Source organism: Paenibacillus sp. MCAF9, assembly GCF_052114265.1.
Lineage (GTDB): Bacteria > Bacillota > Bacilli > Paenibacillales > Paenibacillaceae > Pristimantibacillus.
The window spans coordinates 88,850-114,481 of the sequence record NZ_JBFREL010000002.1; the positions used below are offsets into that span (position 1 = coordinate 88,850).

The following is a 25,632-nucleotide window of genomic DNA, read 5'->3' on the forward strand; positions in this document are numbered from 1 at the left end:
ACAATATATTAAAATATTGACGCGAAAGATAATAGTGTATATATTATATATATACGGTAGATACTCTATCAACGAGAACGAGGTAATGAAACATGAAAATTATTATATCCAACGCATCAAGCGATCCGATTTACATCCAAATAATGAACCAGATTAGGCAGAGCATCTTGAGCAATGAAATACGAGCAGGTGAACTCCTTCCCTCCATTAGGCAGCTTGCCAAGGATTTGCAAGTTAGTGTAATTACAACTAAGCGTGTTTATGAAGAGTTAGAGAAAGAGAAGTTAATCGACTCCGTTGTAGGTAAGGGCTGTTTCGTATCGGGAGCAAATAAAGAATTTATTCGGGAGCAGCGTATGAAGCTATTAGAAGAGAAAATGATAGAAATCATTCGAGAAAGCAAGGAACTAAACATGAGTCAACAAGATCTAATCAATCATTTCACTCTCTTTTTCGAGGAGGAACAGACCCCATGAATGCAATAGAATTACGTAATCTTACGAAAACATACAATCATTTTACAGTCGATAATGTATCTTTAGATGTAAAAAAGGGCTACATAACCGGACTGATTGGTCCGAATGGTGTTGGTAAAAGCACTTTGATCAAAATGATGCTCGGCATGATCCGTCCAGACTCCGGTAGTGTAAAAATATTAGGCCGCGCTATGCCTGAACATGAAGTTGATATTAAGCAGCGAATCGGTATCGTGTCGGATGACTGCTTCTATTATGAACATCTTACGATTCGTGATATGAAGGAGATGATCGCGCCTTTCTACAAAAAGTGGAGCAATACTAAGTTTAACGGCTTACTTGAACAATTCGAGTTGTCTCCTAAGAAGAAGATCGATGAGTTATCAAAGGGGATGAAAATCAAGTTTTCACTTGCAGTTGCCTTATCGCATGAGGCAGAACTCTTAATTATGGATGAGCCAACCTCTGGACTTGACCCTGTGTTTAGAAGAGAATTGCTTGATCTACTTGGGGATATGATGCAGGACGAGAGAAATACCATTATATTTTCGACCCATATTACAACAGATTTAGATCGCATTGCTGACTACATTACTTTCATCAATCGTGGAAAGCTCGTATTTAATGAATCAAAAGATGAAGTATTTGAGAGGTATGCAATCGTCAAAGGTGACTTGCAACTGCTTGATTCGGATATACGAAGCCATTTTATCGGGATTCGTGAGACTGATGTTGGGTTTGAGGGCTTAGTAAACAATAGGCAAGATGCCTTACAGTTGTTTGGCAATTATGTTGTTTTCGATAAACCATCCTTAGAAGACATCATCTATTACACCGCTAAGGGAGGACGAATTCATGCTTAACTTGCTTCGTAAAGACTTCATCGCTTTAAAAAGCTCACTAGGGCTTATTATACTTTTTCTCGCTGTATACAGTATTGCATTTATACCAAAACATGAATCATCTATTCACCTTGTGGCTATCTATACAGCCTGTGCGTCACTTAGTTTAGGTATGATGATCGATATCAAAAAAAATCACCATAATTTTCTGGTCACACTGCCGATTAGCCGTAAACATATTGTAAAAGCGAAATACATAACAGCCATCATTTACGCACTTTTTGGAGTCCTTGCTTCTTATGGGATACATTCTCTCGTTAAAATAGCATTCCCTCAGCTAAACAAGCCGGATTATTCGGTCATAGACATGCTAGTTCCATTAGGAATAGTGCTTGTTCTAACTTCCATTTATATGCCGCTCTTTTACACACTTAGTAAAAAAGGAACCGGTATTATAAATTTCGTATTTATGATTATCCTAATTGCTCTGGCGCAGCCTACAGCTATGTTTATGAATATGATAAACAACCAAGGCTTTAGCAATGACCAAACGCTATTTCTTATCCCGATTGCTGTCTTACTGTTATTCATTGCTTCCTATTACTTAACTGTACATCTGTTTACTAGAAAGGACTTATAGGAGGCCGAACAAGTATATAATAGTGATTAAATGATAAGGAGCACTGGTCAAATGAAAGTTACACCAAACAAAGGCCGATCTAATATAAAAAGAAGTTGGATGTTTCCGCTGGGGCTATTTCTTGTTTTACAATTATTCTTTATCATCTGTGATCGTTTTTCATGGGCGCCAAACTTGCAAGATGGGGCATTATTTAACCGGATATATAACTCCATATCTCATTCGAAGCTGTTTATGGAATGGTTCGTCCCTTATAAAACCACACAATTCAACATATTCACAGCCATCTTTTCTATTACATTACTTCCCGTTGCATTAATAAGGGCAGTAAGAAGCAACTATTCCAGAAAATGAATGGTTTAGTACTTATATTGACAGTAGCTCCTCTAAATAAAAAAACAGCTCATGCCATTTCCGCATGAGCTAGTTTAATGTCTATTGTAAAAATGGATCAGACTTTTCCGTATTGTTTATACGATGTAGTAAAACTACCGCTTCTACATGCACCGTCCAAGGGAACATAGGTCTCTTGGTTGGCATTTGTAAGAGTGGGCTAAAGCGTTGATCTATAAGGGTTTTACCTAACCTTGTATTGTTCTGTATGGTTGCCTTTGGCCCGTAAATGATGGCTTTCGTCCCCAATTCGTCCCCAGTTTAATTCAGCCACTTGGGTTTTAATAAATCATGCCGCCCATGAGATGTTTCACAAAAAGGATTATGAGAAAAAGATTATAGTGAAAATAATTTCTTCTTGAGGAGAAAGTGTTTAAAAAAAGTATAAATGATGTTATTACCACTTTCTTAGCGTTATTGTTTAAGCTTCATCATTTTCACCTTTTCATTTAAGAAATCTACTAATTGAATTAATTCATCTTCATTACTTAGTTTATCTATCTCATCTTGAATATTTATCGATCTCTTACTTCTTTTACTGTCTAGTGATATATTTAAAAGATTACACATTTTTTTGTAATTACTCATATTACCYTCCTCGGAAAAGTAACCATTTTTCTCTAAATCACTATACTTAATATTAAGGGGTTCATATAAATTATTATCATCTTGTTTATACAACCAACCACTGTTTTGAAGCAGATAAATAAATTCATTCTCTAAGATAATTCGCTGTTCCTGTTGTCCGTAATAATTCAAAATATACGCTTCCGTGCTAAAATTAATACTCTTAAATAGTTCACATATTAAGTCCCATAAACGCTTGGAATTTTCATATGATATATTATGTATGATTTGTTCAACATACAATAGGCTAGGGACATATAAATCAACTGAATTATAATGATTATTAGGTTGAATTCTATTTTTAAAGCTATTAATATTATATTCACTCTTAAATTTATAGCCGTTATAAAATCTAAATTTCTCATTTATAAAAATACCCTTTTTTAGCCCTAAATCATATACAAAATTGCTCCAAAACTCATAATTATCTTTGCTTAGCTTTTCTTTGTACTTATTACTATCAACTAGATAATGCTGAGTATGCACTGAGTTATTATTGATTGTTAAAGCTTTTAGCTCATCTTTATTACTTTCCTTTCCTAAAAAAAGATTAAATATATTTCGATCATCCCAGTGAACACAACTATCTTCACTTAAATATATGTAGTAACTACTTTTATTTTTTTCCGTCAAGTAACTAGTCAATTCCCTACAACCAGATATAGGTAATTTCCTTAATAATAGGTTAACGACGTCCTTGTTATTCGAACTTTTAATTAGTAACATATAATCTATAATTTTTGTTAAAGTGTTGAAATAAGCTTCTTCATTTAAATATTTCTTACCATCTTCTTTTTCAGTAAACAATTTATTTTCAGCTAAATCAATTATATTTTCAATTATATCTTTGAGGTCAAAACTAATAAGTGTCTTACTATTTTTGATAATTTCATGAAGATCTCCTTCTCTTAATAATTCTTTATTAAAAATGTTAATATCAGTTAAATCTATATTACTTTCCTCAATAGAATTACTTATGTCTAAATATAAGTTATAATCTCTATCATTTGATTTAATAGATACGAATTCACCAGTATTAGTTTTAAATAAATTGAATGTCTTGCAAATTTCAATCAGTTTTTTATCATAAAATAAATATCTATAAAAATCCAGTAACCATTCCTGATCTTTTTCATTATTCACTATCCTGAAATCTTTCATAACATGTAGTATATCAGCAATTTTAATCTCTCTAATTTCGATTTTATCAATAATATCTTTATCATTTTCAACGAAATTATCTAACAGCTGCTCCAATTCACTATTAATCCATACCGTTTCCTCTCTAGAAAACAGACTAGTTTTAAACAATTGTTTTGTACTTTTGAAATTTTCTTTGAGTCTTGTCTTTTCCCCTGGAGAATTATTGGATACATGATTTGAGTTTACCTTAAGTATTTCTTTAGAGAAATGATATTTAGAATCCTCACCCAGTATAACTGGTTTAGTCCTGAATACTTCAACAATTTGATCAATTACCTTATTATAAATATACTCAGTCGTCGGATTATTCACATCGGATTTTTTCGTTAATGGATAAAGTGCATAATTTATTTCATAACCTAAATTGATTATTTCAACAATACTTTCCCCAATCATTCCTAATAGTTTGTTAAATAACTCTATATTGTTCCCAGAAAGTTTTAAATGAGTTCTATTTAATTCAGGTGTAAAATTTGCATGAACTAAAAAGTTTAGCCCTGTATTTACTGATTCTAAAGGAAAGAAAGCATATAATACCGAAGTTCTATCATTACCATATTGTTTTAATACCCGATTATTGTCATCGATTCTGTATGCTATTTTTAAATATTCCTTGTTAGTCTTATCTTTATCTGATTGGGACTTAAATATTAAGTATTTTTCATTTCCACTAAAGAAAACTTTATCAACAAATTTAATAACTTCCCCTTCGATCTTTAAGTCAGTTATTTCTTTTTCTTTATGAAATTTGAATACTACTTTATTATTGTATAATATCTTTATTTTCTCTATGAAATTCAAAAAAACAAAGTTAGTATTTTCAAACTCTTTAGCCTCTTCTATGATACTTGATAGTTCTTTGCGATCTTGGGTATTTTGGCCAGTCTTTAATTTATACTCTTCGTCTCCTTTATATAGATGTAAAACAAACGTAGTATTGTCGTTACAAAATTCCGTATATCCTTTTCTAAGAATATTAACGTTAATAAAATCCTCAATTTTTAAATAGTAACCATTAGAATAGAGATCAACCCTATTTGCTATAGTATGAACAATCTTAAAGCCTACACCAAACCTTCCGATTAAACCTTTATCTTTTTTTTGGTGGCTTACACCACACAATTTTGTAATATCTTCAAGTCCGAATTTTTTTCCGTTATTTGTAACAACTATTTTGTCATTGGAGATTAAAAACTCAATTTCTGTCGCCTCTGCATCATCGGCATTTTGTATTAATTCATAAAAAAAGTTACTACTCGTTTGAGCTATAGATTTAAATATATCTTCTGATTTGCATTTTCTAAGCGCTTCATCTAATGATTTTAAGTCACTTATCATATTCACTACTTCATTTTGCTTATTTTCTTCCATCATCAAGATATTTTCTTGAGCATTCATTAATTTGTCCCCATCCCTATAAAATCTATATCATCATTCGAGTTAATTATAAATACAAGCAACTTAATGGGTTTTATGTGTTTTCTAATACTAAATAAATTCAAGCCTATTCTCCAAACAAAAATAGTCCTTTATGTACAGGCAAAAATAATACTTCTAATGTATTAATGGTCATTATCTGGTCAAATTATTATCAAGTGCTCACCTAGTACATTATCGTCCAAGGGAGTCTAGGTCACTTGCTAAGTATTTGTTAGGGTAGGTTAAAGCCTTGCTTTATACGGGTTTTCCCATCCCTGTATTGTGCTGTAGTTGCCTCGGGCCTGTAAATGACGGCATTCGTCGCCAATCCTTCCCCCTTTGAACTCAATTGTTACAACAACATTAGTGAAAATTCAAAAAATCTTTCTTAATATTAAATTAATTTTTCAAACAAAGGTTTATAACTTATTAGCTCCTGAGAAGGGATCATTTCAATAATCGCTTTAACTTTAAACACTCTCTTTAAGAACTTAACTAAATTTTTTTCCTTTGGATTTACATTAACGATTGTTAGTTCCCGGATGGCATCAGTGATTTGAACCACTTTAGTTGGTGATATTTGAACAATACTATTTTTAACAGAAGAATATCTATTGATTTTTGAGATTAGACTCATCACTTGAATAATCTTTATTACTTCATCGATCACATCTTTAAAAAAGTCAACATCTTGTCTAAGTTGATCAATATTAAAACCAAGACGATTGCTAACTAATAAATTAATATGTTGGTTTAGAGGTGGGTCGGCCAATAATAAAGTAATCAATAATTTAACCCTTAATTTCTGGTTAACATGGTTACTTTGTTGAATTGTTAAAATTATATTATCCAATTCTTTTCTAATAAGTTTGTCTGAAATTATCTGCATCAATGCCTCAAAGGTTTGCCGAGTATTAATAAATAAAATAAATAAATCCAAATTAATTTCTTCAATGGAAATAAGCATCTCATAAAGCTCATTCCGCTCTTCAATTTTATCCAACGTTATTCGAACTTGCTCCGTTTCGTTTACCAATGTTATAAATTTTCGAATGTGTGCAATCTCATCCACACGATTTAATATATTATCGATTTGTTCAACGATTTGCGTCTTTTCAGTAGGATCGAATGTAGCACGTAATCTTTGGGCTAATCCAGTATGCTCTGAACAGGTTTGCAAATGAGTATCTTGAGCCTTTTGTTCGGCTAAGATACTTCTATAAAGTTTGCAAACATGAATTGTCTTGCGTCCTTTAGAAGTGAGACCTACATGTAAAATATCATCTTCAATTTCAATATGTTGCTCATATGTATCGTAGTAGGCATGTACAATAGAATAGTCCGTCGAACTATTAGGGAATGCTTGAAACGTTGCGCCTCTTGGTTGTCGAAGTACGTGTTTTACCCCTTTCATTGTATTGCAAATAGGGCAAGCTATGGTTAGATTATATTTCTCGAAAGTAAATTCTGGATAGTGACTTTTGTCAATTATATGTTCAATCTGCAAAGTGTGAGTCCCAGGATATAATTTAGTTTTACAGTAATAACATGTAGTATCATTTATTCTTTTAAGATGTCCCCTAATTGATTTCTGTAATTCTGTAAAAACATTATTTTCCCAAGCTTTTGAATCTTTAGGATCAAATTTATCACTAATTAAATCTAATTCCATTTGGCTGTAGTTATATGGGTTATTCATTTTCATCAAACCTATCTAAGATTTTTTGAATTACTAACTTTAAAGGATCAGTATCCTTTAGATTGGAATTTATGTATTCCAATTTTGGAATCTCTTGTTTAAGGACTTCCTCGGGTACAAGTGATAAGCTATACTTCTCTAGAAAGCTATCTACTTCTTTAGCGACATATAAATTTCTTGTTGTAATTACTCCAAAGATATTGTAAAGAATGTCTTCTACAGACCATCCAAATGTATTTTCATCATGCAACTTCACAATAATCTCATCACTTTCGACTGCCTGATGTAATGAAACTATGGAAGATGACTCTGGTTTTAAGTCAGATATCATAAAATGTGAATGAGTAGCTAAGAGAAAATGACATGAGCTATATTTTGAGACTATATCTCTTAGATAATTAATATATTTAATTTGCCAGTTTGGATGTAAACTAATCTCTGGTTCGTCTATTAATATTAGAGATTGGTGTTCAATTTTCGATAAAATCTGAATCATTGAAAACAGAAAGTGTTTTTCCCCTGAACTTGCTTCTTCAAAATCAAACATTCCATTTCTAGATATCTCCAACTTGGGTATACGTAAATAATTTAATGAAATTAGTTTTGAAAGAACTTCAAAATCTTGTTTTAATAAATTATTGCCCTGTATATTTTTAAAATCAATTTCATAACAAAGAAATGAACCCCTTTTTGTTTCCCTTACATTCCTAAACTGCGTCTCAATATTAATGAAATTAACTATTTGATTAATATCTTCTTCTTCCCACTTCTTGATTTTATCTGCGCGATAATCAGATGATCGTTTTATTTTGTTTAATAAATCTTCAATTTCATTATAGGGAAATGGTTCTTTAAAAAAAGTATGTACTCGCTTTTTGGGCTCGAAGTAAACTGTTATCTTTGGATTCAGACCTAAAAAATTTAGAACAGACTCGAAACGTTCCATAAAATTTTTATCAACTGCTAATTCTGCTAAAATATCAACTATTTTTCTGATAGCTGAATTTACGAATGTAACATTTGAAGCGTCTCTAAGACCTAAATATTCATAAATATCATTTTGTTGAGACATATCAGACTTTTGGAAAATAAATTTGTCATTTACCATATATGATATGGCTAAAACTTTATTCGGAAGTTTCAGTTTCTTTACATCTAATGTCTCCCCATTAAGCGTAACTTTCCCACTTTCATTTCTAATTTCAAAAACTTTGTGACCCAGAGAATATATCAAGGTGAAATTATCATTGTCCTTTAAAAAATTTTTATCCTTTTTGTTGTTTATTCCATTTTTGAACCCATTTAGCCATCTAAATATCTCTGATACTTTTGATAGAATATAGCTTTTACCTGTACCATTTGAACCAATTAATAACGTAGTTATTACTTCTTCACTATATGTTTGGTCCTGATGTATAAATTGTACATCTATATTATTTCTTAACTTACTATTAGTCTGAAATCTAATTAATCTGAAAAGTGAGACTCCCATAATTTCACCCATTCTAATCATTAAGTGTATTAACCTATTTTTAACTCTCCATACTTCATCTCAAAGATATACATATTCATAAAAGAAAGTCCACAATCTTCATGTTAGATAGAGGAGTATCGGTACTTATTACAAATAAGAAGACTCGTTAATGACGGAGTAGTAATCCTATTTGTAATTCAAGATAATTTGATTTAGAGGACTCCAACTAACCATTATATCCAATTTATAATTGAAATATTTTGGATAGTCATGAGTTTCAATATACTCACATAATGCTTTAAAAGTATTAATTTCATCCTCATTAATTAAGAATTGGTGCAGTTCTTCTACAGTTGTATCTAATACTTTTTTTAATAATTACTATATTAACTCAAGTTTTTTCTCTATTTGTCTCTAATAATTTGATTATTCTATCAATTCAAAGATATACTCATACTGGTTGATTACCTACCTCATATTGAAATAATTTGCAGAAAAATTTGTCATATCCATATAGTAGTTCAGCTCGCAACTTTTTACAACTAGATCTAAACTTATCACAGTTAAACTCATTTAATTATAATTAATAGCTAATTAGTCATATTGTTTCTGAAAAAAAAGAGACAAACTATTTATTAGTTTATCTCCTCTTTTTGCGTAACAATATTCAATTCTTCAAAAAAGTACTTATATCTAATATGTAATTTTAAATTTTAAATTCATTATTAGTAAGTATTCATAAGATCCATTCGTAAGACACGATCTAAAAAGTTTTTATCTGTCTTCGGATCATATTCAACAACATGCCATTCTCTTTTTTCTTGCCAGAAAATCATCATTACTTTTCCGTATTCTGGATGAACTGCCTGTGCCTTAACCAATGCATTACGCTCCTGATCGTTAATCACTCTTTTTGTCTCCATTAGCAATATTCCTTCACCACGATTACGACCATTTATCCCCACAACAAAATCAGGGTAAAAATCCGGTTGTCCAGGCAAAGGCATGGTAACTGAATAGGGCTTACGTGGGGGGTTCCTATGCCACCAAAGTACAGTATCTGAAACATCATCATCAAGATATTCTGCAAATGGTCTTTCCCACGAATTAAGATCATCGGGAAATACTCCATAGAGATTTAACCTTGAAGGAGCAAGAGGTTCATCTGAAAAAATATAATCAGGTATTGGCTCTGAATCCTTCCTTACTGTATATTTCGCGACTGTTTCAGAGATTGCTAACTTCAATTGTTGAGGACGGAGAGCTAATATCTTATGTAGCCCAGAACGTAGCTTTTCATCTGTATTGAAAAAATCATCTATTCCTTTTTTTTCGACTTCCACTCTTAGCTGATTCGCCAGCGCGGTATATAACTCCCTCATATCAATAACATCAAAGTCGTCTGCAGTAAAAAGAGTTAATTGAGCACGAGCATCAATTTCTTTCTGAGCTAGATCTGCACGAATTTCTTCAGGACGCTCTTTGAGATTTCCAAATATCTCAATCTCTTCCTTTATAATTCTAGTGGCATTTTGTTGTGCAACAAGAAGTGAATCATTATCAAACCGAAATTGTGAAACTATATGATTTACGATATCAATATTGTTTAAAGAAAGCATCGCCCGACTAAATATTCTTGGAGAACTCAAGCTAGTATTGATATCATATCGAAATCCATTTGGCTTTATTTTTTTTATATTGTCAGCTGTGTTTAAATCAATAAAACCCCACTCTTGGAATAATACCTCTTGAAAATGATCTTCTATCGTTAATAAACTATTTGATTGACTTAGATCATTAGGAAAAACGAGTATTGATTCCAACTCTCTCTCACTGTCATTAATATTATTAGAATATGTCTCTGTATTTTCTTTGACCCCGGTATTTTGAGGTTCTTCAAAAATATATTCTTCTTTAGATACATTGAATGTTAAGAACGTACTATCTCCTTTTTGAGTGAGCTCCATCTCGGGAATATCTATTGGAATAACTGTAACATTTGTTGTGACAGATGCTAATTCATCCTTCACTTGGTTAATTCGCTGTGCAGCACTTGTTAACCCAGTTTGACTTGTATTATCTGATAGAAACACATATCCAAAATTAAGTTCATTTGGAAGTTTATCTACAACTTGCAACCGTCGATCCACTCGAAGAATACGACCAACAATCTGAACACCGAAATCATCATCCCTATTCGGTCTGAATGAGACTAGCGTAAAAGCACGTGGAGCGTCAAAGCCTGTTGCCACAGCCATTTTAAAGATAAGCACTTCTACATTTTCATCTGCTGCAATCGTTGAAAGATATGGGTCTGGCTCAGCTGCTGTGTGGGATCTAATTAATCCCTCTTCTCCCTCTGTACGAAAGCCCATTTCTTTAAGCCAATTAACAGTTTGTTCTACGGAGCCCTCTTCAGAATCTACCTGAACTAACAATAAAGGCACTACTGTCTGTCCAGCCTCAATGAGAGCCCTCTTGAGCCTATTATGTGTTGCAACACCTTGTTTCAACGCAGTCCGTTTAAAGTCAATTAAACTTTGAACATTTGAAGGAGCTTTAAATACAGCTACTTTAACTCCTTGTTTAATAAGTCTATCTTCAATTGCTTGTTGTCTTGATACTGTAATTCGCCTAAGATTTGAAACACCCGTTGCTTTAGTAAAAGATAATATATCCTTGTCCCTCGGAGTTGCTGTTACAAGCATAGTTAGCTCTGGTGATAATACAGAATTATAAAAGGAAAATGCTTGTGTTTGACCTCTGAATGTGTGATGTGCTTCATCAATAATAACTCCTATTATGAATCCTTGAGAACGAGCAAATACTACTAAGTCATCAATGGAAAGCAGACTTTCTGTACTAGTCCTTGTTTTACGGCTTAATTCATTTGATACAGCAACACTAGACCAAGTAGTAACAAACACGTCACCAGATTTCAAATCATAAACATCACGATCCACAACTGGATCTTTAGGGCGCAACGAGCTGAATTCTGTTCTTATAGTTCGAACTGCTTGATCAATTAACCCCGCAAAGGGTGCAAACCAAAACCAAATAATACGGGGTAACCCTTTTGTATTATGAAGTTGACTAAGATTTTCAGCAACATGACCTGCCATTAATGTTTTCCCACTGCCAGTTGGGGCTTCAAATAATAAAGCACCAACATCACCAATAATCAAATTCCTATTTTCCCTAAAGTTCTTAGATTCCTTATCAAGTTTCGACAATTCAATTAAGCATCTAGTTAAAACGGCTGTTCCATTATTCACAGCATCTTGTTGGAACCGTTTCAGTACCGTACCAAAAGTTTTTGCTGTTTTCATGTATGTATCCTCCCAAACCGTTCTATCAAATAATCAGGAATCTTTTCAATGCGAATGTGGCTTGAATTGATGTTTTGTCGAATAATTCCTGGTTGCCAAGAGTAGATAATAATAGGTTTTAGTGATATAGATAGTAATTCGTCTAAATCTTGAAGCACTTGTTGATTTAATTTCGGAATATATATTATATCAATACCAATCTCATCACCCTGTAATACTTGAAGAATAACATCATTATTAAATGGTGCAATTTCATTAGAATGAAGTTGTTGAAGAGCATACCAAATTTGATCATGACCCATATCAATCATTAGGGTTTCACGCTTCAGTCTTTTTGTACGCATATATGCAAAGCTCCCACCTAATCCTTCAACAGATGCAATACCTTTAGGTGTTCGATATGAATAACCCTCAATTGCTGTTCGAATACGTTTAGAAGTGACGTCTCGACAAACATTTTTTTCTGGCTCTTGTTTCGTAGCTTCTTTCGAACTCACTAATATATATCTCCGATTTCCATTGTCTTCTTCATTAAGCGCCATTACAGCATGTCCAGTTGTTCCTGAACCAGCAAAAAAATCCATAACTATATGTCCTTTTTCACCGTCTGTAGATTGACCAACCAATACTTTAATAAGACTCAATGGTTTTGGATAAGGAAAATCTTTATTACCAATCATTTGTGATAATAAGGTTGTCCCTTCACTTGTGTAACTCACTTCAAACGCTTCAACTTCATTAAGATCTATTGCTCGTAAATCAGTTTTGTTTATCGAAGACGGTAAAATCCACGTTGATATAGGCTTCTCAGTGCGTTTTAAATCACATAAAAATCGTTTATAGCGAGGTTTGCCATAACCGATTTTTCTTCCCACCCAGTTTTCTAATGGTTCAATGTATTCTAATAGTCTTTCTGGAGCCTGGCCCTTGGATACCTGATCTTTTAACTCCTCTATTGATAGATAAACTTGCAAGTTTTTTGGTGCAGTTCCTTCTACTATAGCCTTTTTTAAGTCCGAGATATTATTATATATTGCTATATTTTCCTCTGTTGGCCAAATAATTCTTTTTTCCTCAATCAATTGTTCCATAGGTTTAGTCCTAATTTTCTTACCGTTCAATCTAGTTTTAGTTGAGAATCGCCATACGTTCCCAAAATCACAAGGATACCATATATCTGTTAAAGGGTTTTGAATCGAGAAATATGCATCAGGACGTTGTTTATAGTTTTTGGCTTGCACAAGATTGTCGTTAATCCAATCACCGCGAGAATCATTATCTGAATTTGAATATGTTGATAGGTCTTTATCTTGACCTGCAAATGAAAAGCCTTTTTTTGCATAACATAGTACATATTCATGATCTGCACTGACAAACCTATCCTTTGAATCATTTGCACCACTACGACGGCGCCATACAAATGTAGCTACTCTCATACTTGGAAACACTTGATCCATAAGCAATGTAAGATGAGCATATTCTGTATCTCCTATTGATACGAATATAACACCATCATCTGATAAAAAATCCTTCGCCAACAATAGACGCCTATACATAAACTCTAACCATTTTGAATGACGATATGAATCTTCCTCATCAACATAATTGTCATTGTAAATAAAATCTCCACGACCAAGGTTAAACGGTGGATCAATATATATACACTTAACGCGACCTTTATAAGCAATATTCAGATAGCGTAATGCATCGAAATTGTCACCTTCAATTATTAAGTTCTCATACGGAGATTGACCTACTGATAAACTTTCATCCATCTCCAAGCCTACAAAATCATCATTAAGAACCCGTTCGTGTTCTATTTCATCACGTTCCCAGACTAATCCGAGTTTTCTAGTTGCATCACGCTTATGTAGCAATCCAATTAATTCTTCTTTGGTTAAGTGATTGTAGCGACCTTCTGTCATCTGAAACACTCCATTTTCGATTTCATCTATAGATAAGTTTACGTTAAAAAAGTTGTTTATGTCTACAATACTCGACAAAGCATTTAATGGTTACAGCGTTCTCTTCTATAAATTTTTAAAAAATAATATTCGTTTTTAAAGTGAAAATAAAAAAACCCAAAAACGGTTCTTCCGCTTCAGGGTTTTGTCGATGCTTCCGATCATAATGACGATACTATAATTTCCATAATCGGTAAAAATGGTTCTTGCTTAGAATTTGGGAGTTAAACAGCACTCTGGGTTCCAAACCATGTTCCGAAACTTCTCTACGGATCTAAACGTACAGTTATTCTATTCCAATGATTCTTCACTTGATGTTCCATCAAATTATTCGTTATTGAATTTGAGTCAAAGGCTTTTTGAGCACGTGATATGTAACTTAAGAAATTCCCATGTCCCTTTCTCCGTTTGCCTAAATGTGTGTAGTTTTCATAAAGTCCACGTCTATAAGTTTTACGTCCATATTCTTTGGATTTCTTATTACATATCCTTACTTTTCGGTAGGCTCTATTATAGAATTTGAATAAACTTTTATCTCGGACACGTACGTTATGCCCATCAAAAGTAAATCCTAAATAGTCAAGCCTCGAACTATTCGAGGTATTATCTACTTTTAATATCTCATTATTAGAGAAAAGATATTGCCCAGTTTTCTCCTCTTGAATCGAAAGGTTTGGGATCTCATTTATAACATAATTTAAAAAATCTTTATGTGGAACATGATTATATTCACCGTTTTCTTCATCAATCGGAATAACAATTATTAAATCGTCACAATACCTTCTATACATTCCTTCATGGTTTTTAACATACTCATTTATCTTCCGGTCAAAATCCAATAGGTATATGTTTGAACACACAGAACTAATACCTGCTCCTTGAGGTATACCAAAGCTTTTAGTGTTCTTTTTGATTTTATCTTTTTTAAAAATTCTAAATTGTTCATCGTCAAAAAATCTCAGAAGTTTTTTTATTTCTTCTTGACTGTGTTTAGTTTTCAACTCTGTATCTATGTCTTCTTTCTCTAGATAACTATACTTCGTAATGTTGTTAAATACAGCATAATAGTCATCTGAAAGTGTTTCTTGATTAAGAACATATTTCAATTTATCTTTAAGATAATTATGATCTAAAGTATCGCAAAACTCTGTAAATTCTGAAACAAAAATATAAGCCTTCTGCTTATTTTTTTAAAATCGATTACCTCTTTTGCAATATGAATATTGCTCTTTCCGCTAAATTGTTTCTATATGCTGTTGCAACATCATTTATACCTAAATCCTCAACAACTCCGTTATAGCAATCATTTAATAGGTCACCATAATATTTATATATATAACAATCTATATGAGATGCATGGAAAATTTCACGTTCTTTTGGTTTAGACTTTTTACTTTTCTTATCGTACTTCAATGTATTTATTTAAAATATATAAACAGGTAGAACCCATGCCGAGTTACCCAGCATGGGTTTTTTAGATCATCAATAATTTTCTCTATTGAAACTCTATAATCGAAATGTGTATATCTCTTTGTTTTATAATTTTTAGTATTCATTATTTTTGGCAAAGCTAGCAAAGATATGTAATCATAGCCTATTACTCTGAATAACATCAGAAAACCCTTGCAAGCATACTCTCCTTTCCACCATAAACCGTAAAGCCTATGGCAGGGCTATTAAATACACTGATATGCTATACTATAATTAGCATGGGATGGATGAATATGAATGGAGTGCTAGAGATTATGCTTGACAGTAATTCACCGATCTCCCTCATAACTCATTTTATGAGGCCCTTCATGTTGCCATAATAGATGATATTTTCCAACAAAAAGATGTTAATTGCCTTTAATTTCGACTCTTATCACCAAATATCTCTTTCAGTATTACTTTTGATTTAGATAAATCCGATTCATCTTGCTTGATTAGCATATCCAAAATTCCACTAACTAGTTTACCCTTGTTTGTGAGCTTACTGTATTCATACTCATAATCAAATAGTCGGTGAACTGGTACATCTAAAATCCTTGCTATTCTATCCAAATTCTGCAACGATATATTTTTTTGACCTCTCTCAATTCGGCCTATATAAGAGTATGTGAAATCCGCCATTTCTCCGAGCTGTTCCTGTGTTAATCCTTTTTCTTTTCTAACTTCTCTTATCTTCTCGCCAACTAGTTTTAATATATCATTATTCATAGCCACACCTCATAAAAAGTGTAGACATTTAGCCTGTCAATAAGAACGAACCATAAGGTCTTAACTTTGAATTTTAGTACCATACAGGAACAATACGGTGTATAATAGAGTATGTAGGCTTTCAATGATTATTGACTGAAATCGGAAATAATAATTTTCTATGAACGGCACTACTTAATACAAGATACAAGGGAACGTAGATTATGATTTATTATTATCTTTCGATCCTATTCTTTGTCCTAGCCGTTATTTTGATAAGCACAACATTCATACTAAAATAAGAACGCCACATTCAGAATATAATCGAGTAGGTCAGAACTGAGCTGGGGAACGAGGAGAAATTACTGATAAGTTCAAAATATATCTACTTGCTCTAAGCTTAGCTTAGTTTACTCTTTGCTTTAATATTCTTAAACTATTATATACCAATCTATCAATACAAATTATATGATGAAAAACATTAAGATATTAAAAATGGGGGGGAATTAATATGAAAAGTACTTCACGAACAAAAAATATTGGAGTTGGCAAATCATCTAATCGACCAATTTATATCGAACAGATTGACCACAATCTTGTCCTAATGAATGGCTACACTAAGGATGGAATAGACGTTTTAAGAAATCTAGAGAGCAATATAACTACCTTAATTAAAGAATATGGGGCTAGGGAGTGCTCTTATTGTGGAGGAATTAAAATTGATTGTTTTCCCTTTTTCAGTCAAAGCCAAATAGACAAGTGTTCTGACTGCGAAGAGATAATGACATTTAAATCTGAGGTGCTACAATGAGTGATAAATCATCCAAACATTTAGATACACAAAAAGAATACAATGAAGATGTACAATGCATAAATTGTCGCGGTTTTGGTGTAACTCGAAAACAAGATGAATTGTACTGGACTTGCAGTAATTGCGGGGAAATTGGCGGTATTTTCATTGAGCCCATAAAATTTAATATTAGAGTTGGAAAAAAGCAAATTAAGTGGACCAGATGACTGGATTCGCATTATTTGAAACCTAATAAATTTAAACAAATTCAAGAATATTTGTTTGGTATAACATTACCTTTTTATGTACTAGCCACTTATGATAAATATATCCATGTTAAACTAAGCTTTGAGACGTAACGAATATTAGCCATAAATTCAATCTATTATCAAAGGAGTGATTCGAGTGAGCCGAGTAAATGTGAGTGATTATATTAAAAAAAATGGTCTTAATTTTTATAAAAATCTGTTAGAGGAAGAAGAAAAGCAGATAGCAAAGGCATTAGTTGTTCGAGCTGAACATGAAAGACTAATTAATGAGAAGAAGTAATATTAGACTTGATTTTAAAATTCAAGTGAAAGTTCTTTTGGTAATTTTAATCAAATATAAGATTCAACTTTATTTCAATCTTACATAATTCAGGGAATGATGTACTCTGAAAGTTGGTCCAATTTCAATGAACCAAGAACATGGACCGTTGAATTATTTTGAATACAAAACATACATAAAGTATATGAGATATATTTTAAATATACTTCTTATACCTCGTGTATGTATTGCATACTATAAATATGTAACATATATAGAAAATATGTAATGAATATTCAAAACAAGAATTTAATACTTTTAGTGTGTTTCTAATATCAAAAATTCGTGCTCAATTTTTCAAATAATTGAAAACTATTTTCAAATTTAATATTCTCAATATATAAAACATATTTCAAATATGTATTTCATACTTTAGTTATGTTTTATATATTTTTCGTAAACGATATTCTTTTGATGCTCATTATTTGTAATCTAAAACGATAAATATACAGCCATGAGACCCCAGCGATTTTCTCCGTGACCCAATTCTGAGTGTATTTGATTTATCATCTTTTGTACCACTTCTAGATCAGGATGAATTATTTTCTGATCTATCTTTAAATGTTTCTCTCGATTATTTAACATTTCACGTATTATATCCTTTCCTATTTCCTTTTTATCCCCTAATAACAATTCCAAGCGATTTCTTGCATACGTATGACGAAATCCATGCCATCCCCTTGATTTAATCCCTAATTTGTCACAAGCTCTTTTTAAGGCACTTCTCAAGGTACCTTGTTTTACATTTAATATTTTGTCTTTTGAGTTCCGATTAATAATTAATTCACGTAATTTTGATTGATATTGGGCTGGTACGGGCAGTGACCGAAATCTTCCTCCTTTTGTAATCCCCTTTCCTTCTCCTGGTGGTATATGTATGTGCATTTCACCATTTTTCTCAACAACGAACTCAATACGTAAGTTACATACCTCCCGTATTCTAAGACCTAGTTGTATGCTCATTTGCATAGCATCACGAACTGAATGAGAGAATATACTATCAAATTTAGATATTTCGTCTTGTGTATAACTTCTATTTTTAGGTGGTTCGCGATCAGATGGATTATACATTCTTTTCTCAACAAAAGGCTTAAAGACCACATTCATTTTTTTTGATTCAACCATTTTACTTATACCTATTTGTAATTTCAATAAATGACTTTCAAGGTTAATTAAATGTCCTACAGTACACCCCTTATTTTCATTAAACTTCATAAAAGACTCATAATGTGTGTTTGAAATATCCGCTACTTTTTTCACTCCGAAACTTTCCTTGCAAAAACCCCCGAATTTAACAGCTGTATCTAGAGTATCTTTATAGTATTTGATTGAATGGATATTATCGAAATCATTGCTTTCTCTAGCATTAATTTTTGACTCGTTAATTTGATTGATCTCTTGCAATGCACATTTCATTTGATACGTTATACTAGCCACGACAATCCCTCCATCAAAAATCACGATTACCACATTAAAAACACCAAGAATACCAAAAAAAACATCAAACTCTTTACACCTTACAACTTCGTCGTAAGGTGTTGCAGTACTAAATTCAACTCGTTTGAAAATAAAATGTTATCCTGAAAAATGAAAATGATTTAAACCGCCAGGCACGCTTTTAGTACTGTAATTGAACCAGTAACATGGTAGCAAGAAAACCAAAGTAGATGATAATTACCTCTAAATAACTCCTATTCTGATAAAACTGATTAAATGAATCAATGGTTTTGGTTTTCATTGATCAAATTACAATAAATATTCGGCTGTAAAATCAATATAATTCCGTCAATTTGTATACACGAGCTCCTTTTGTTATACCCTCCACATATTCTCATTTAATAAATTCTCCCTTCATTAGTTTTTATTATCTCTCGGAATTAATATATTACTTTTATTGAATTAAACAAGAAAAACACTGTCAGTATAAGATCCAAATGGATTCATAAAAACAGTGTTATCTCTTAAAGTTTTAATTTGAAATAGTAGCAATTAGAGTACATCATTAATTTCCACTTGAAAAAACCAGTATTATATTGAATGCTAAGGATTTGAAATATTGTCTCCCTGATTTTCCGGTTTATCTATTTTCATTCCATTTGCTCAGGAAATGTATGCTGAATTGCCTCATAACAGCTATCACAAACAATAATATTCCTATCGCTCATTCCAATATATTTCGCCTTAATTCTATATGTAATACCTTCTAGGACTTCGTGTGGTATAAAACTATCTCCACAAGTTGAACATGTTGCTTGGATTTTCATATAGCATTTCAAGCACAGTGAGCCGATGTCATATTTCAGATGTTTAAAAAGCATTTCTGCTTGAATTTAGCATAAATTACAACAATCCATATTTTCATCCTCCAATTTGTCTCGGAAATACAAAAAAACCGCAGACCTAACCCGTTGATAGGGTATTAATCTGCGGTGCTTCCGCATAATCGATCAATATTTAGTTAATTTCAATAATACTCCATGACTAGTTAAAGAACAAGTATTTACACAGTTCCAGATGTGGTCTAAACACATCGTTTGAAAACTAAAGGATAATATCATAACCAAAACATCCTTTTCATTTTCATAGGCCTGCCCACCATTTATTGTTACATATGAAATGTTTGAAGGGTACAATGTTTCCGCTGTACTGCGTAGCTTAGTTGTAACGTCCTCTAGAATTTTTCCGTAGTCGTTGTGATAGTCAAGCATTAATTTATTTAACGATTCAAAATTCAGAATGTTAGACGCAATCAATCGATACCTCATCGCAGATCTAATAGCAAAGTAACTCAGGATTCAGAATGAACAGTGGATATGCAACTACCATTTCCTCTAAACAACTATTTTGGAATATAGAACATATTTATTCTTAATAACCAATGCTTGAAATTTAGAGTATCTTTGACATATTTTGTTTTTCGTGATAGTTTAAGTCTAGGTATTGGCCAATACTATAAAATATTATGGAGGTTAAATAATGAAAAAACTTTTCCAGATATCGCTAATATCAATAATGATATTCTCATTCGGGAATGCTGCTTATGCATCAAATGTTAATTCCCCAAATGAAACAAATGAAGATGCTGTTTATGTTGAAGCTGTAAGAGATCCCGAACCCCCTGCTCAAATTAGCCCGCTTTCAGCTACTTCAGTTTACGAATTTAATATATTGGGACCTAGATACCAGAATTCAAAGGCATTTATTAGATATCTAACCGGAAGTTGGGCTAAATCAGACAAATATACTTGGACAGAAACTCAAAGTGTTGCTCTTACTTTTTCAACTAATATTACAGCTGATGCTGCATCTAAAGTAAAAGCTCAATTCGGGCTTGCTGCTAGCTATACTACAACGTATTCAGTTGGTGTAAGTATTCCAGCGGACCCAACTAAATTCAGTAAGCTAAGCTACAATATGGACCTTATGCAACAATATATTCAATATAAACGTACTGTAATAGCCTGCGAAGCTGGAGTATGTGTACAATTCCCTGATGATTGGGTAAATACTACATATATAGAACCTACATCCAATTCCTATCTTATTGTTAAGTACCAATAATCTTTATAAATGCACCGTCCCTTATAATTAGGACGGTGCATTTAAAGAAAAATTGATTGGAGTTGTTGTTATTGTATAAATTAAGTTTGTTTAAAAATAGCATCACTTTACTAGTGACATTATTAATTACCATATCTTCAGCATCATGCTCCCCTAATAAAATATATGAAGAAGCTCATTTTATACACTATAATACTTCTTTTTATGCTGAAAAAGGATCTGAATACACACTTGTAATAACGTATTTATTAAAGAAGAATTCTAATGATTACTTAGATCCTACAGTGGTTGAATCTATAAATTTTAAAAATTCTAAAAATGTACAGATAAAAAACTTTTCTTTTTTTAATAGTGAATCTACAGGTAAATACGATGTTAAAAATATTGAAATGGTATTAAGCTTTAATAACTTAGGAATTGAAAGACTTTCTGAAATAGAAATAAATTTTAAAAACAGATCAAGTAAAAATTATACGATTGGTAATTGGTACTTTAATGTTGAAAATAAAGATTCAATAGATAAATCGCCGATTGAAATGGGAGAGGATTATGCTATTATTTCTTCTTTTTTCGATGGTTATCTTGTTAATTTAGTCAATAAATCCAGTGAAAAAGTCTTATTAAATGAGGTGCACATTAATTTAGACGATGTATTAATGGAATCAACAAAACTCGAATTTGATTTATCTGGTAAATTGAAATCAAAAATTGAAGCTAATATTGATAATCCTTCATATAAGTTTTATGTTATTCGACCTAAGGTGTCCTACACTTATGAAGGAAAAAAACATAGTTATTATCCTCATGCTTCTTTATATGGTGTTATCAATCTTACAGAAAATGACTTTGATAAAGAGTATTTGAAAACAACTCAACATGAAACACAATAATCGTGAAGAAATGTATTCTTATCCAAAAAAAATGATTTAGATAAAACTCATTAACATTACTTTATAATTATCTATAAGAAAAAGGACAGGAACACATACATCACTTGAAAGAAATGAATTTTGCAATGAAAGATCTATTGTATATTATTCATTGCAATCCCCCCTCGAACCATATTGAATTGTATTAAGCACAGGAGATCATTATTCTTTTCTATAAATAGTTGATCTTAAGTATCGAACGAAATACCGCCCTCTATATGGAAGGCGGTATTTACGTTTATTGTATTTTATATTTCAAAACTTAAATACCAAAGAGATAACAACAAGAAATTTCAAGAACGCCAAAGCTAATAATTTATCCTCCCATTTGTGTTCCTCGGAAAATCAATAAAAATCACATAAGCCTTAGCCTCTTATATTATATATCCGATTAATCAGCCAAGATCATTTCTCATTTGACATATAAATCAAACATACGCACCGAAAATGAATAGTTACTCTAAAAAACAACCACTCCTTATCAATATCTTTTCATTTAGATAAATCGTTTGTCTTTATATATCTCAATAGTTCTATTTCCCTCTCTTCAAAATTGCGCCATTCCGAACAGTTGTTGTGGACGCGGGTATTGCACTAAGCTGTGGCTGAGGGCTAGTATCATCATGTTTCATTCTTAATTCTAAATAAGTCTCTCAAGCCTCTAAGACAACATCTACAAGTAATTAAACGCTAGCAACGACTGATTGCGCTTAATTAAATCAACCTCCCCCTCATGAGACCTACATTATTGGTTACCTTTTTTGCACTTATAGTAATTAGCTACCAAATGCTTGAAGCACGCGAATACCGGAACCACAATCGGTTGTGTCATGTGGAAAAACTTCACCTTACTCGATAGACGATTTAATAAAAATAGCAACAGACAAGGGCATGATAAACATCATGGTTCGCCCGTCACGTATTAGGGGACAGCTTCCAAGAACTGATTTTCACGTCATATTTCTACGGCACATTCATTAATAGAGATAGATCGAATCTCTAGGTTGATTAAGGTTTGTAAGTAACAACCCGCTACCATATTTTTCAATGATTTCTTGAATCACGACCTACTCTTCCTTGATGGTCTCCATTTATACATGGTTGTTTTTTTCTGTCGTATTCCAAATTTGTCAATATAATTTATAGCAATAATGGCATAGATAGTACTCATTTCTTTGTACTATCAAATTGTTTTGCCGGTGCAATATTCTTCATTATTATCCAATAATAAAATGATGATGGATTATCTTAATACATGAAAATAGCTTCCACTAATAGAGAAGTTCAATCATCTAAGAAGAAGAATAAATAACTCCACATTGCAATTGAACAAATATTCGCTGTCTGAATTTTTCGGTTTCTGCTGTTGGTTGAAGTTCTATTGTTTAACTTTAAAGAACAAGTTCCTAAAGATCTAGACCTTAAAGAACCATTAGCATTAGATATATAGGTATACGCGTTGGCACTGTGAAATATATAGCTTTCAATATTATTTTCGACTATTAGTTCTTCAACATTTTCTTCGATTACTTCATTAGTATCTTGTATTTCTATCATACATCCAGAAGCAGATAAAAGATCACATAAAATATATATAGAAATATAAGACTTACCGCGCCGAATCGTTTTTATTTCCAACATCTCTTCTTTTTTCATTTGTGCAATAACTTTTTTTAATGAATCGACAGAAATTAAAAACCCAGTAAAATCTGATAATTCTGTTGCTAACTTTCCTTGAGACATTTCTAAATGCTCATTGTATTTACGATAATGCTCATTAAGATATTTAATCAAATCATCTCTTATTTCAGAGAAGTGATTTTGTCGTTTACCGCGAGCTTTAGGAATTGTATAAGGAATAAAAGACATTCCAGTCAATGCTTCAACATAGAACTTTCCTGGCCCCTCATATTTCCCAGAATAGGCATTACTAATTATTCTGAGAACTTCTTCTTCTGGAAAATCATCATTATTTATTGCCTCTTCCCTCCATTTCAGCAATACCCTTCTTGTTTCGGACTGAGAAATATTATCAGCGAACATGCCTAATGCCACTGATAAACAAGCATTGTTTCTTCCACATTTTCTAGTTTTACCATAGCCATCAGTGGCATAACATTCTACATTAAAATTCCCCTTTAATAACTCACGCATAGCCTTTTGATTCATATTTTTCCCGAAAAGAACAGGTGTGATTAATCGATCTGTCTTTTTCGCTTCCTGATTCCTTACACTAATATCTTTTAGTTTGTTTTCATAAAAATCTAATTTAGGTTTTTCAATATTAAAGAAATTAACTACATTTTTGGAGTTAGGTACACGAAAAAAGTGTTCAGCCGAAGCACTATTGGGATCTGAACCTAGAAGTTTTACTATTTTTTTCAGAATCAAATCATAATGCTTCGCACCCATTTCCATTACTTTTAAAGGCTCTATAGGCAAATGTGCATGGTATCCTGTATCTGTTTTTATAATCAAAAAAACTTCAAAGCCAAATTTATTAATATGCGTCTTCAATTCAATCGCAGTAGAAATATTTAACTCCTCCAGCTGAACATCATCAAAATCAAGAGGAACAGTAACAATGTATCTCAAATCACTTTTTCTATGAGTTTGTGATGTGTAAGACATGTTATAGCGCATATACAAGTGATTATTTTGAATTATTTTATTTAGAAGTGACGGAATACTTCTAGCTTTTAAATGTGTATATTGTAATGGGTTTCTTAAAGCTTCTAAATGCTCAGGTGTTGTAACCCAACCAAACTCATTTTGAATAGAATAGACACCTGTTTTATTAGGCTGTGTTTCATTTGATAGTTTCCCATCATACATATATCGAATTGCGCTTTTAAAGGTTTCAAATGCACCTTGTGTTTCAATTAAAAGTGACTCATTTGATTGCGTTGTTTCTTCATATTCTTCAAATGTTTCTTTAGTTGCTAACAAACCCATCCCTGTCACCTCCAACAAATAGCTCGCACGAGCAATTCAAATTGTAGGTATGATATATGGGTTTATCTGAGGAACCAAATTTTATTATAAATTTTTGATTATATTTAAAATTTAAAAATGGGACATTCTCCTTTTCAGAATATGACCCATTTAGATTTGAGAATATTTATAGTTTTTTGATTTTCTCTTGTTTTAAAAAAATTTACGGATATGTTAACACCATCATTAAATAAGTTCAGGAGGGAAAAGCAAGTTTTTCATTAATGATGCTCACAGTATTAATTTCCATTTATGCATGGACAAATTCAAAATGTATAACAGAGAATACTCTTCAGCATGTTACCTAGCATCTTATCCAGATATATTCAAATGCTTTTCACTCGAACATCAAGAGGATGGACCTTTTGAGTGGTATTTTAAATTAATAAATAATACAAACGAAAATGAGGATCTCTTTCCTCAAAAAGGTTGTCTCGCTCCTCTAACGAATTCTACTACTGTCCTTGTTCATTTGGGTCTTAATTCTATGGAATGGGTATCCATTTGTTCTAGCGAATGGTCGCAG

17 protein-coding genes are annotated in these 25,632 nt (G+C 32.1%); 8 read left to right on the plus strand and 9 right to left on the minus strand.

The genetic code is table 11. The annotated features are described in order from the left end of the window. The first annotated feature begins 92 nt into the window (after window positions 1–92). Genes AB4Z45_RS03345 through AB4Z45_RS03360 form a run of 4 tightly spaced genes read left to right on the plus strand, consistent with a single transcriptional unit; the run spans window position 93 to window position 2,312 of the window. On the plus strand, window positions 93–476 hold the full coding sequence (locus AB4Z45_RS03345) for a GntR family transcriptional regulator (RefSeq protein WP_441907911.1): 384 nt from the start codon (window positions 93–95) through the stop codon (window positions 474–476). Beyond that, window positions 473–1,339 carry an ABC transporter ATP-binding protein gene (locus AB4Z45_RS03350; RefSeq protein WP_441907912.1) on the plus strand — a complete coding sequence of 289 codons (867 nt, stop codon included), beginning with the start codon at window positions 473–475 and terminating at the stop codon, window positions 1,337–1,339. Before AB4Z45_RS03345 ends, AB4Z45_RS03350 begins: the two co-directional genes overlap by 4 nt. After that, window positions 1,332–1,958: an ABC-2 transporter permease gene (locus tag AB4Z45_RS03355; protein WP_441907913.1), complete on the plus strand. Its 627-nt coding sequence runs from the start codon at window positions 1,332–1,334 to the stop codon at window positions 1,956–1,958. Before AB4Z45_RS03350 ends, AB4Z45_RS03355 begins: the two co-directional genes overlap by 8 nt. Window positions 1,959–2,009: 51 nt before the next feature. Continuing rightward, on the plus strand, window positions 2,010–2,312 hold the full coding sequence (locus tag AB4Z45_RS03360; RefSeq protein WP_441907914.1) for a YfzA family protein: 303 nt from the start codon (window positions 2,010–2,012) through the stop codon (window positions 2,310–2,312). A gap of 453 nt (window positions 2,313–2,765) precedes the next feature. On the opposite strand, the gene AB4Z45_RS03365 is transcribed toward AB4Z45_RS03360, so the two are convergent. The 7 genes from AB4Z45_RS03365 to AB4Z45_RS03395 all read right to left on the minus strand — a co-directional run bounded on the left by AB4Z45_RS03365 (window position 2,766) and on the right by AB4Z45_RS03395 (window position 16,265). Beyond that, window positions 2,766–5,579 carry an ATP-binding protein gene (locus tag AB4Z45_RS03365; protein WP_441907915.1) on the minus strand — a complete coding sequence of 938 codons (2,814 nt, stop codon included), beginning with the start codon at window positions 5,577–5,579 and terminating at the stop codon, window positions 2,766–2,768. A 415-nt stretch (window positions 5,580–5,994) separates the two neighbouring features. Continuing rightward, window positions 5,995–7,299 carry an HNH endonuclease gene (locus AB4Z45_RS03370; protein ID WP_441907916.1) on the minus strand — a complete coding sequence of 435 codons (1,305 nt, stop codon included), beginning with the start codon at window positions 7,297–7,299 and terminating at the stop codon, window positions 5,995–5,997. Next, window positions 7,292–8,812 (minus strand): AAA family ATPase, encoded by a 1,521-nt coding sequence (locus tag AB4Z45_RS03375; RefSeq protein ID WP_441907917.1) that lies wholly within the window; start codon window positions 8,810–8,812, stop codon window positions 7,292–7,294. The genes AB4Z45_RS03370 and AB4Z45_RS03375 overlap by 8 nt, the downstream gene beginning before the upstream one ends. A gap of 686 nt (window positions 8,813–9,498) precedes the next feature. After that, window positions 9,499–12,102: a DEAD/DEAH box helicase gene (locus AB4Z45_RS03380; RefSeq protein WP_441907918.1), complete on the minus strand. Its 2,604-nt coding sequence runs from the start codon at window positions 12,100–12,102 to the stop codon at window positions 9,499–9,501. Then, window positions 12,099–14,027, minus strand: coding sequence for a site-specific DNA-methyltransferase (locus AB4Z45_RS03385; RefSeq protein WP_441907919.1), 1,929 nt, complete (start codon window positions 14,025–14,027; stop codon window positions 12,099–12,101). The genes AB4Z45_RS03380 and AB4Z45_RS03385 overlap by 4 nt, the downstream gene beginning before the upstream one ends. A gap of 305 nt (window positions 14,028–14,332) precedes the next feature. After that, complete coding sequence (locus AB4Z45_RS03390; RefSeq protein ID WP_441907920.1) at window positions 14,333–15,172, minus strand: reverse transcriptase domain-containing protein; 840 nt, start codon at window positions 15,170–15,172, stop codon at window positions 14,333–14,335. A 742-nt stretch (window positions 15,173–15,914) separates the two neighbouring features. After that, the gene (locus AB4Z45_RS03395; RefSeq protein WP_441907921.1) at window positions 15,915–16,265 is read right to left on the minus strand and encodes a helix-turn-helix domain-containing protein; all 351 of its coding nucleotides are present in this window, start codon (window positions 16,263–16,265) and stop codon (window positions 15,915–15,917) included. 490 nt (window positions 16,266–16,755) lie between these two features. Here AB4Z45_RS03395 and AB4Z45_RS03400 point away from each other — a divergent pair, with 490 nt between their 5' ends. Together AB4Z45_RS03400 and AB4Z45_RS03405 are read left to right on the plus strand one after the other, a co-directional pair. Then, entirely contained in the window at window positions 16,756–17,055 is a 300-nt protein-coding gene (locus tag AB4Z45_RS03400) for a hypothetical protein (RefSeq protein WP_441907922.1), read from the plus strand. Between the two features lie 384 nt (window positions 17,056–17,439). After that, window positions 17,440–17,583, plus strand: a complete 144-nt coding sequence (locus tag AB4Z45_RS03405) for a hypothetical protein (RefSeq protein ID WP_441907923.1) — start codon at window positions 17,440–17,442, stop codon at window positions 17,581–17,583. A 471-nt stretch (window positions 17,584–18,054) separates the two neighbouring features. Here the strand turns inward: AB4Z45_RS03405 and AB4Z45_RS03410 are convergent, their stop codons facing one another. Next, the gene (locus AB4Z45_RS03410) at window positions 18,055–19,059 is read right to left on the minus strand and encodes a tyrosine-type recombinase/integrase (protein ID WP_441907924.1); all 1,005 of its coding nucleotides are present in this window, start codon (window positions 19,057–19,059) and stop codon (window positions 18,055–18,057) included. A gap of 1,539 nt (window positions 19,060–20,598) precedes the next feature. On the opposite strand from AB4Z45_RS03410, the gene AB4Z45_RS03415 reads away from it, so the two are divergent. Together AB4Z45_RS03415 and AB4Z45_RS03420 are read left to right on the plus strand one after the other, a co-directional pair. Beyond that, on the plus strand, window positions 20,599–21,183 hold the full coding sequence (locus AB4Z45_RS03415) for a hypothetical protein (RefSeq protein WP_441907925.1): 585 nt from the start codon (window positions 20,599–20,601) through the stop codon (window positions 21,181–21,183). A 71-nt stretch (window positions 21,184–21,254) separates the two neighbouring features. Further along, on the plus strand, window positions 21,255–22,073 hold the full coding sequence (locus AB4Z45_RS03420) for a hypothetical protein (protein WP_441907926.1): 819 nt from the start codon (window positions 21,255–21,257) through the stop codon (window positions 22,071–22,073). A gap of 1,323 nt (window positions 22,074–23,396) precedes the next feature. Here AB4Z45_RS03420 and AB4Z45_RS03425 read toward each other — a convergent pair. After that, complete coding sequence (locus AB4Z45_RS03425; protein WP_441907927.1) at window positions 23,397–25,067, minus strand: hypothetical protein; 1,671 nt, start codon at window positions 25,065–25,067, stop codon at window positions 23,397–23,399. Window positions 25,068–25,632 lie beyond the last annotated feature (565 nt).

What these genes read in the sequence shown, in the direction of transcription:
- AB4Z45_RS03395 (WP_441907921.1), bottom strand. Translation starts at nt 16,265, where the DNA reads ATGAATAATGATATATTAAAACTAGTTGGCGAGAAGATAAGAGAAGTT.
- AB4Z45_RS03360 (WP_441907914.1), top strand. Translation starts at nt 2,010, where the DNA reads ATGAAAGTTACACCAAACAAAGGCCGATCTAATATAAAAAGAAGTTGG.
- AB4Z45_RS03380 (WP_441907918.1), bottom strand. Translation starts at nt 12,102, where the DNA reads ATGAAAACAGCAAAAACTTTTGGTACGGTACTGAAACGGTTCCAACAA.
- AB4Z45_RS03350 (WP_441907912.1), top strand. Translation starts at nt 473, where the DNA reads ATGAATGCAATAGAATTACGTAATCTTACGAAAACATACAATCATTTT.
- AB4Z45_RS03385 (WP_441907919.1), bottom strand. Translation starts at nt 14,027, where the DNA reads ATGACAGAAGGTCGCTACAATCACTTAACCAAAGAAGAATTAATTGGA.
- AB4Z45_RS03370 (WP_441907916.1), bottom strand. Translation starts at nt 7,299, where the DNA reads ATGAATAACCCATATAACTACAGCCAAATGGAATTAGATTTAATTAGT.
- AB4Z45_RS03355 (WP_441907913.1), top strand. Translation starts at nt 1,332, where the DNA reads ATGCTTAACTTGCTTCGTAAAGACTTCATCGCTTTAAAAAGCTCACTA.
- AB4Z45_RS03400 (WP_441907922.1), top strand. Translation starts at nt 16,756, where the DNA reads ATGAAAAGTACTTCACGAACAAAAAATATTGGAGTTGGCAAATCATCT.
- AB4Z45_RS03425 (WP_441907927.1), bottom strand. Translation starts at nt 25,067, where the DNA reads ATGGGTTTGTTAGCAACTAAAGAAACATTTGAAGAATATGAAGAAACA.
- AB4Z45_RS03375 (WP_441907917.1), bottom strand. Translation starts at nt 8,812, where the DNA reads ATGATTAGAATGGGTGAAATTATGGGAGTCTCACTTTTCAGATTAATT.
- AB4Z45_RS03345 (WP_441907911.1), top strand. Translation starts at nt 93, where the DNA reads ATGAAAATTATTATATCCAACGCATCAAGCGATCCGATTTACATCCAA.
- AB4Z45_RS03415 (WP_441907925.1), top strand. Translation starts at nt 20,599, where the DNA reads ATGAAAAAACTTTTCCAGATATCGCTAATATCAATAATGATATTCTCA.